Source organism: Alteromonas sp. 14N.309.X.WAT.G.H12, assembly GCF_036697315.1.
Lineage (GTDB): Bacteria > Pseudomonadota > Gammaproteobacteria > Enterobacterales > Alteromonadaceae > Alteromonas.
The window spans coordinates 42,179-50,070 of sequence record NZ_JBAHZB010000018.1 but is presented as its reverse complement, the minus strand read 5'-3'; the positions used below and the strand labels follow the sequence as shown (position 1 = coordinate 50,070).

Annotated in this window: 7 protein-coding genes; 1 reads left to right on the top strand and 6 read right to left on the bottom strand. The window is 48.3% G+C overall.

Going from position 1 to position 7,892, the window contains the following annotated elements:
- On the top strand, positions 1-2,039 hold a 2,039-nt coding region (locus V5298_RS07935), incomplete at its 5' end, for a GH92 family glycosyl hydrolase (protein WP_332930926.1).
- A 3-nt stretch (positions 2,040-2,042) separates the two neighbouring features.
- Here V5298_RS07935 and glf read toward each other — a convergent pair.
- From glf to V5298_RS07905, 6 genes are read right to left on the bottom strand one after another with little or no spacing between them, the layout of a single operon-like run.
- A complete protein-coding gene (gene glf, locus V5298_RS07930) occupies positions 2,043-3,161 on the bottom strand; it encodes a UDP-galactopyranose mutase (protein ID WP_332930925.1) in 1,119 nt (372 codons plus the stop codon).
- Positions 3,162-3,210: 49 nt separating this feature from the next.
- Positions 3,211-4,452, bottom strand: a complete 1,242-nt coding sequence (locus V5298_RS07925; protein ID WP_332930924.1) for a hypothetical protein — start codon at positions 4,450-4,452, stop codon at positions 3,211-3,213.
- 18 nt (positions 4,453-4,470) lie between these two features.
- Entirely contained in the window at positions 4,471-5,016 is a 546-nt protein-coding gene (locus V5298_RS07920; RefSeq protein ID WP_332930923.1) for a hypothetical protein, read from the bottom strand.
- The gene (locus tag V5298_RS07915; RefSeq protein WP_332930922.1) at positions 4,997-6,655 is read right to left on the bottom strand and encodes a hypothetical protein; all 1,659 of its coding nucleotides are present in this window, start codon (positions 6,653-6,655) and stop codon (positions 4,997-4,999) included. Before V5298_RS07915 ends, V5298_RS07920 begins: the two co-directional genes overlap by 20 nt.
- A 7-nt stretch (positions 6,656-6,662) precedes the next feature.
- Positions 6,663-7,436 (bottom strand): lytic transglycosylase domain-containing protein, encoded by a 774-nt coding sequence (locus tag V5298_RS07910; RefSeq protein WP_332930921.1) that lies wholly within the window; start codon positions 7,434-7,436, stop codon positions 6,663-6,665.
- Positions 7,433-7,873: a hypothetical protein gene (locus V5298_RS07905; RefSeq protein ID WP_332930920.1), complete on the bottom strand. Its 441-nt coding sequence runs from the start codon at positions 7,871-7,873 to the stop codon at positions 7,433-7,435. Before V5298_RS07905 ends, V5298_RS07910 begins: the two co-directional genes overlap by 4 nt.
- Between the last annotated feature and the right edge of the window lie 19 nt (positions 7,874-7,892).

Genomic DNA, 7,892 nt, shown 5'->3' with positions numbered 1-7,892 from the left:
AGCTAAACCCCACCCAAAAAGATGAGGCGTGGAATTCCCGGGGCTACATCTACGAAAACGGTTTTCTTACCGGATTCAGCCACCTTAACTTAAGCGGTGTTGGTTGCCCGGAAGCTGGGGTGATGCTGCTCATGCCCACCACCGGAAAAGTAAACTACGATCCTAGCGAATATGGCTCAGCTTACTCAAATGAAAGCGCCAGCCCCGGTTATTACCGTACGCACCTGGACAAATACGATATTACCGCGGAAGTCTCCAGCACATTGCGCACCGGTATTAGTCGGTTTACCTTCCCTGCCGGTCAGGCCAATATTCTGATGAACCTTGGTCTAGGACTAACAAACGAAACCGGCGGCATGGTACGAGTGGTGTCTGATACCGAAATTGAAGGCATGCGCACTGTCGGCACATTTTGCTACCATGCCGACGCCGTACGCCCGGTGTATTTTGTGGCCCAGTTCAGCAAACCGGCAACCCAACAAGGCGTTTGGAAAAAAATGCCCACCTATAAAAATGTGGAAGCCCAATGGGTAGGCTATAACGATACCATCAAACCCTATGTTAACTACCGCGCGCCAATGGCAGGGGATAATGTGGGTGCTTGGCTAAGTTTCGACACCGCGGAAAACGAAGCCATTGAAGTGAAAGTGGGGATTTCTTTTGTCAGCATTGAAAATGCCCGCGCGAATCTGGCGGCGGAACAACCCGGTTTTGCATTCAATGACATAAAAACGCAGGCCAAAACCGCGTGGGATTCCTATCTGGATCGCATCGAAGTTGAAGGTAAACACAATGACAAGGTGAAGTTCTATACCGCCTTATATCACACCCTTATTCATCCCAGTATCTTTCAGGACGTTAACGGAGATTACCCACTAAACGGCCAGTATGAAGTCGGCAATAGCGGCGATAAAAACCGTTACACCGTGTATTCACTTTGGGATACAAATCGAAATGTTCATCCTTTGCTAAGCTTGGTTTACCCTGCCTTGCAGGCCGATATGGTGCGCTCTGCCATTGCCATGTCACAAGAAAGCGGCTGGCTGCCTAAATGGGAGTTATACGGCTTGGAAACCCATGTCATGGTGGGGGATCCAGCCACCCCCATGATTGCCGATACCTATTTGCGAGGGATCATTGACTTTGATGTTAACGCCGCCTATCAGGCCATGAAGCGTTCCGCCGATGAAACCGAAAACAACCCCTTACGCCCTGAAAACAAAGACTATCTGCACCTTGGTTATGTGCCCGTGGATGACGAGGGCCCCTATGACGGTAGCGTTTCCACCAGCTTAGAATACTATTTAGCCGATTATAGTCTTGCCCGACTCGCTGGCGCACTAGGTAAAGACGACGATGCCAAACGTTACATGGCTCGGGCACAACATTATCAACGTTTGTTTGATCCAGCCACCGGCATGCTGCGCCCCAAAGATCGGCAAGGGAAATGGTTAACCCCATATGATCCTGAGCTGGGCCGTAACTTTGAGCCTGCGCCTGGCTATATTGAAGGCAATGCCTGGAACTACCGTTTTTACGTGCCCTTTGACACACCGGGGTTAATCAAGTTGCTGGGCGGAGAAGACGGGTTTATTCACGCCCTGGATAAAACATTTGATACTGACAACTTTGATATGGCAAATGAGCCGGATATTACCTATCCGTTTTTGTACAACTTTGTTGCTGGTCACGAACCCCAAACCCGTGCGCGGGTAAAACAACTTATCGATGAGCACTTTTTAACCACCCCGGGCGGGATCCCCGGTAATGATGACACCGGTGCACTATCGGCCTGGCTGGTATACAGCATGATGGGCTTTTACCCGGTTAGCCCCGCCGACATGGACTATGCATTGTTTGCGCCGGTATTTGATAAAGTGACCTTACACTTAAATGAAAAGTACTATGGTGGAAAAACATTGGTAATTGAAAAAGCCTCTGAGGCCCAAACGTCACCGATGTGGAATAATCAGCCTTTAAACCGCTATTTTATTTCCCATCAAACACTGACTTCCGGAGGCGTGTTACGCATCCACTAGTCTCTAGCCTAACTGCGTCTTTACTAACTGTAAGGACGCAGCCACCGTATCATCCATATCGTAATATTTGTAATCGGCCAACCGACCACCAAAAATATACTTGTCTTTATACGGCGCGGTATTCGCCAGCGCTTTATAGCGTGCGATCAACGCATTGTTGTGACTATCGTTCATAGGATAATAGGGCTCGTTATCCTTGCTGTATTCATGGGGGTATTCCCGGGTTACCACGGTATGCGGCTGGGTACCAAACTCAAAATGCTTATGTTCGAGAATGCGAGTATAGGGCACCGCTTTATCGGTATAATTGACCACTGCATTGCCTTGATAATTCTCCTGCTCCAAGACTTCGCTCTCAAAATGCAAACTACGGTATTCCAGCTTGCCTAACTGGCAATCAAAAAACTCATCAATTTTACCGGTATACAATACTTGGCGCGCCTGTTTGTCTAGTTTGGCTTTATGCTCAAAATAATTAATGTCGGTGCGAACCTCAATGCCCTCTAACAAGGCATCGGTCAGGGCGTTGTAGCCGCCAATGGGAATGCCCTGATACAAATCATCAAAGTAGTTGTTGTCGAAGGTAAAACGAAAGGGCAGACGTTTAATAATAAACGCAGGAATTTGGGTGGCGGGCCGTCCCCACTGTTTTTCCGTATAGCCTTTTATCAGTGTTTCATACAGATCCCGCCCGCCCAAATACAGCGCTTGTTCTTCCAGATTCTGAGGCTCTAAATGGCGGTAATCCTGTCGCTGCTCAGCAATTTTGGCTTTAGCTTCGGCAGGCGTTTTCACCCCCCACAATTGATAAAAGGTGTTCATATTAAAGGGCAGATTGAACAACTTGCCCTGATAGTTGGCAATGGGGGAATTCACGTAACGGTTAAACGACACAAACTGGTTGACGTAATCCCACACTGCCCGATCGCTGGTATGGAAAATATGTGCCCCATATTTATGCACATTAATACCGGCTATATTTTCACAGTGAATATTGCCGCCGGTATGGGCGCGCTTATCAATCACCAATACCCGCTTGCCCGCCTTAACGGCCTCATGGGCAAAGACAGAACCAAACAGCCCTGCGCCAACAATTAAGTAGTCGTACTGAAACACTGACATCTTTTCGCCTGCAACCTCGTGTAGCTAAAATGTATCAGAAAATTCGCCATTATTCGCCACTAAGTGTGTGTTGATACAAGGAAAACCGAGGCATTAACTGGACAAGCTTCTGCTCTACCTCTCCCCGTGTAAGGGTAGTTGGGGAAGCCTGTTCAAACAAGTACCCTTTTAGCTGATTCAAGGTTTTTTCATTCAGTTCATCCGCCAATGCAGCCAAATAATAACGCTTGGTACCCTTACCTTGCGGTAATGGAATGAAAGGTTTATTCATGGGCAACTGACGCAATACCACTCGCTGCTCGCCCAAGCCAATAAACAAGAGCGCCGTCACCGCTTCGGAAGGAAGAACAGCTATTCTACAAAGGTTTTTATTCACCGCCACTTCGTTAAATACATTATCTTGTTCAGAGACTGGCGCTTTACTCATCTTAGCTGCCCCGCAAGTCTCACCGTGCTGTGTTTCCAGCGCTAAGGTGAGCGCAGGGTCCGGTGAGGCATTTGGCACCGGCGTACTGTGATCCGCCGAGGATGACACCACACCTTGATGTTGGGTGTCTGACTGGGCCTGTGCAGGGTTTCCCGAGCCTGGCCACTGCCAGGCAACCCCGCTTATTATCGCTATCCCTGCGCAGGCTACCAAAGCCGCTATCCAATAGGATATAGATCGTGACGAGGGAGCAGGCACTTGTTCAGGTGATTCGGCTGGTAACAGTGTGGATTTATGAAGGGGTCTTATGGCAGCATGATCAGGTAAAAAAAGCGCCACCTCTTCCGGTGCTTCGACAAGTTGAAATGTGACGCCTTCGACCTCGGTGATCTCCTCGGCATTGGCTTGTGGCAGCAAAAAAAGTACTGAACACATTGATTGCCAAAGCGTAAGTTGCTCCCGTGCCCATTCAATCTTGACCGGAACATGATCCACTTCCACCACACGGCGCTGGGCCGTATTGATTGCACCGGTGGCGCAGATAATGTGATCGCCAGGTTGCGGTTGGCCGTTTCCCAAAATGCCACAATGACGTGCGGCATGGGCCAGATAAAAACCCAGTTGCCAGCTAAGTCCTTGGGTAATTTCATCGCTTAAATCAATGCGAAATTTCCCCTCGCCGAAATCCTCTTCGATGATGCCAGAGCCTAACTTCACGAAATTATGATAATTATTCGCAATGGGTAAGGGCTGAGAAAATCCTTTTGCCGTTACCGTGGAATTCGCCACAGCTCCCGGCAGCGTGTATAAATTATTAACCGCTACCAAGCCTTGTGTGGTTGCAATAAAAACATGAGTGGCCACGAATTGTCCTTATTCTGTCTAATTCATAATAACGATACTGGCTTGGGGATCGATTAATGCCTGTAACGCACTATCACTTTGTTCAAACAACAATTGTGTTTTGTTATCGATGAGGGGCCCAAAACGAATTTGCTGGATCCCCTGTTGCCCATCCACATTCACCAACACGCCGTCAGTACAATGCTGCGAATTAGGAAAATGAATCGTCAGTACCACATATATCTGGGAATGAGCCACCGGATCACGGCTGAAACTCAAGGCAAATTTATCGGTTTCCCGCCCCTCTAAGGTATCAAGACTGCTTGCCGCCGCCTGCGCCGAACTGTATTCATAGGAAAACTGTTTGACCAAGTTCATGTATTGGCGGCGCAAATCAAGGGACTGATTAATTTTATGCAAAATATTGCGATGGCTGCCGGGCAGCCGTCCGCTGGCTAATTGCATAAGATCATTAAATACCACAGCGGCCTGCTCCTCGCTGTTCTCATGGCTTGCACTTAAGACATCATATTGTCGCTTGGCAACAAAAATCGCTTCTGCCTGCTTATGATTCACTGGCGACATGGATCTCTCCGTATAATTGATTAAACCTGGCTGTGAATATAGAAACATCAGCGTGGAATTTGCTGTCTTGAGGGGTGATTTCCCCTAATGACTTCAGCGCTTTTAAGTGATTTTGTACAATGCCCTGCAATTTGCTCACCTCGCTAAGTGCTTCTAAATAAGCATCGGTAACATAGGCGTTGGGCAATGTTTTAAAGCCCTCTTTATTGTTGGCTTTATACGCGGATGCCAGTTTATTCAGCGCATCTTGTAAAGCGGGCCAATCCCTGGCAAGAGTCTCCACCAAGGTCTTTTTTTGTTGTGGGGTGTTGGTCCCTTTTACCTGCAAAGCCAACTTTTGTTGGGCGTTTTCATCCAGTGGCGGCAATGTACCGATAAGCTCGCCAAGTACCCGTTCAGGCTCATGGGGCAGTAATGCATACAATAAACACTGCCGTGAAAATGCCAGTGAATCGGCACAGGCGATCATTTCCTGTTGATAGCCGTCATAGCCGTTATCCGGCGGCGAAGCCATTTTTTCCTTTAAACTGGCAGCGGATTTTCGCTTTGCCTGAGACAATACTGCTTGCCATTGCCCAAATACCTGCAACCTGAGTAAGCTCTGGCAAAACCGTCCAAGATGCACAGTATGCTTAACAATGGGCTGCATGCGTTTTGCCTGACTTTTGGTTAAACATTTAGGCGTCAGGGTAAGTAAATTAGGCTGGGCTGGGGCGGGGATATGGGTAAACAACGCCCCATGCACAAACTCCCCAAGGCTATCTTCCCCTTGGGATCCCTCAGGCTCGGCCATAACCCGAGAGAGATCAACTTCACCTAAATCATCATCAAGCCCTTGGGAGAACGCCCGCTGGGACGCCTTTTGAATACGTAACAACGCGAGGGCCTGAAGTGTATTAAGCACATCATCCACCGCAGTTTCAAACCTCACATGGCTGGGTTTGGCCGGTGCGGGATCATCATTGGCCTGCTGCCAGAAAAGCAAAATATCATCATCATTGATGTCTTCTGGCGCTTGCTCATTGCGGTTTAACCAATCGGTGACATAGCGATAACGGCTTTGCTCATTGGCTTCGGGCAAATGGTGTTTAAGAAAGTCGTACAAACACTTTTGCAGGGCCTTGGACAATATATCGATGTCGCCGCTTCCCCCTTTGCTCACCGTATCAGTAATATGTTGAACCTGTGTGTTATCTACCGAAGCAATAAATTCCATAAGACCAGCCAATACACCGGCACGGGAAGACGAGATAACAAATGAAGTTTGCCCAACCTGAATGTGCAGCGCGCCCTCTTGCAGGTAAACCTGGTCTTGGTCGCCCTGCCAAGGATTAGCAAATGCCCGTCGCAATCCAGCGGCCGTGGCCACATCTGTGAGCCAAAAATAAGTGAATAAAGGAGCGTTGAATTGTTTGTCGGAGCAGGCACGTACAATTGCCCAACATAAAAAGCACAGCTCCCGACAAAGAAAACCATAGTTTCGACAACAAATGTATTGGGCAAGACGGTCAATATCGGCACAGAGAAATTTGCGCTTTATCTCCCTTTGCGGTTCTGACGTAGATATCGTGGTCTGTCTTAACCCATCAAACATACTCAGTAGCGTTTCGCTAACGCCATAGCCCACTGTACTTACCATGTGTCTTTTACTCCTTGTAAATCGACTCCCACTGGGCAACCTTAGCGCGTTTGCTATTTGGCGCAGTGTTATAGGGCAAAACAGCCTGCCTGATTGAACTAGTTTGCACCCCTCCCGCCGTGCGGGTCAAGTTATGAACACGGAGTTTTTGCAGCCGACTAATTCGACTATCATCCCTTGCACTTATGTCCGCTTCTACACCGTGGGAGGTGCTGTATTCCGTTGTCGCACGAGCATAAGTTTGTGAATACTCACCATTACCATAAGGGTTGTAATTAAAGGTATCCACGCCTTCTTTTTGATATTCCCGTTGATAAGCGAGTACCTTTGAAACATAACCTTGCGTGGCAGGAATAACCCGATAATTGCTGTACTGGTCTTTCACTCGCGAGCCGCCGTTATAATGAGAAAGAGCTATATCAACTCGGCCACCATAAGTTTTTATTAGCTGGTTGATGAAAGCCACGCCAATACGAATATTTGTCGCAGGATCATAAAGTCGCGATGCCGGTACGCGAAATTCCCCTTCCGCAGTGGCGGGCATGATTTGCATAACCCCCCGGGCACCGGCATGACTCAACGCGTAAGGATCAAATCCTGACTCGGCCTTGGCCATAGCCAGCGCCAGTGACGGCGGCAAACTCTGGCGCACCGATTCGGCGATGATCATCTGCTCGATATCCGATTGTTGATACGGACTATAGGCCAATGCCCGCGGACAAATCGTCAGTACAAACAGTAAAAGGACAAAGGAAAGTCGTGTAATGGATTGTTGTATCATGGTTGTTGCTCCAGCCGTATTTGCCATGCGTGATCAATCAGGGTTATAAAAAGCTTTGGATGATTTATTTGTTGCTGAGTTTTAATAATATTGGCCAGCGCTAAATCAGGGGGGACTGCCAGATAAACGGGGCTTGCGGGATCCAGCGTCTCGACCACAACTTCCCTTAAAGTTTGATCCAGTAACTTCCCATCGTGATAAAAAATAAACTGGGCATCCCCTGTGGCCTTGGCATTGCTCGTGGCAGACCCCAAACTTAATGAAGTATCCGGTAAGGTCATCGGCTTAATTTCCTGCGATTGGATTTCAGGGGGTTGATGAGAGGCGCTCGTTGACAGCAAGGCCACTATCAATATGGCGAAAAAAGCCATGGATAAACCCAGTGCCACCTCGGTCATGGCTTGGCTACTAGTATCCTGACTGTAGGTGCTATTCATCCTGTTTTCTCCATAATAA

Bases quoted from the DNA above. Each gene is read 5' to 3' on its own strand.
- V5298_RS07910 (WP_332930921.1), bottom strand. From the start codon at position 7,436: ATGATACAACAATCCATTACACGACTTTCCTTTGTCCTTTTACTGTTT.
- glf (WP_332930925.1), bottom strand. From the start codon at position 3,161: ATGTCAGTGTTTCAGTACGACTACTTAATTGTTGGCGCAGGGCTGTTT.
- V5298_RS07920 (WP_332930923.1), bottom strand. From the start codon at position 5,016: ATGTCGCCAGTGAATCATAAGCAGGCAGAAGCGATTTTTGTTGCCAAG.
- V5298_RS07915 (WP_332930922.1), bottom strand. From the start codon at position 6,655: ATGGTAAGTACAGTGGGCTATGGCGTTAGCGAAACGCTACTGAGTATG.
- V5298_RS07905 (WP_332930920.1), bottom strand. From the start codon at position 7,873: ATGAATAGCACCTACAGTCAGGATACTAGTAGCCAAGCCATGACCGAG.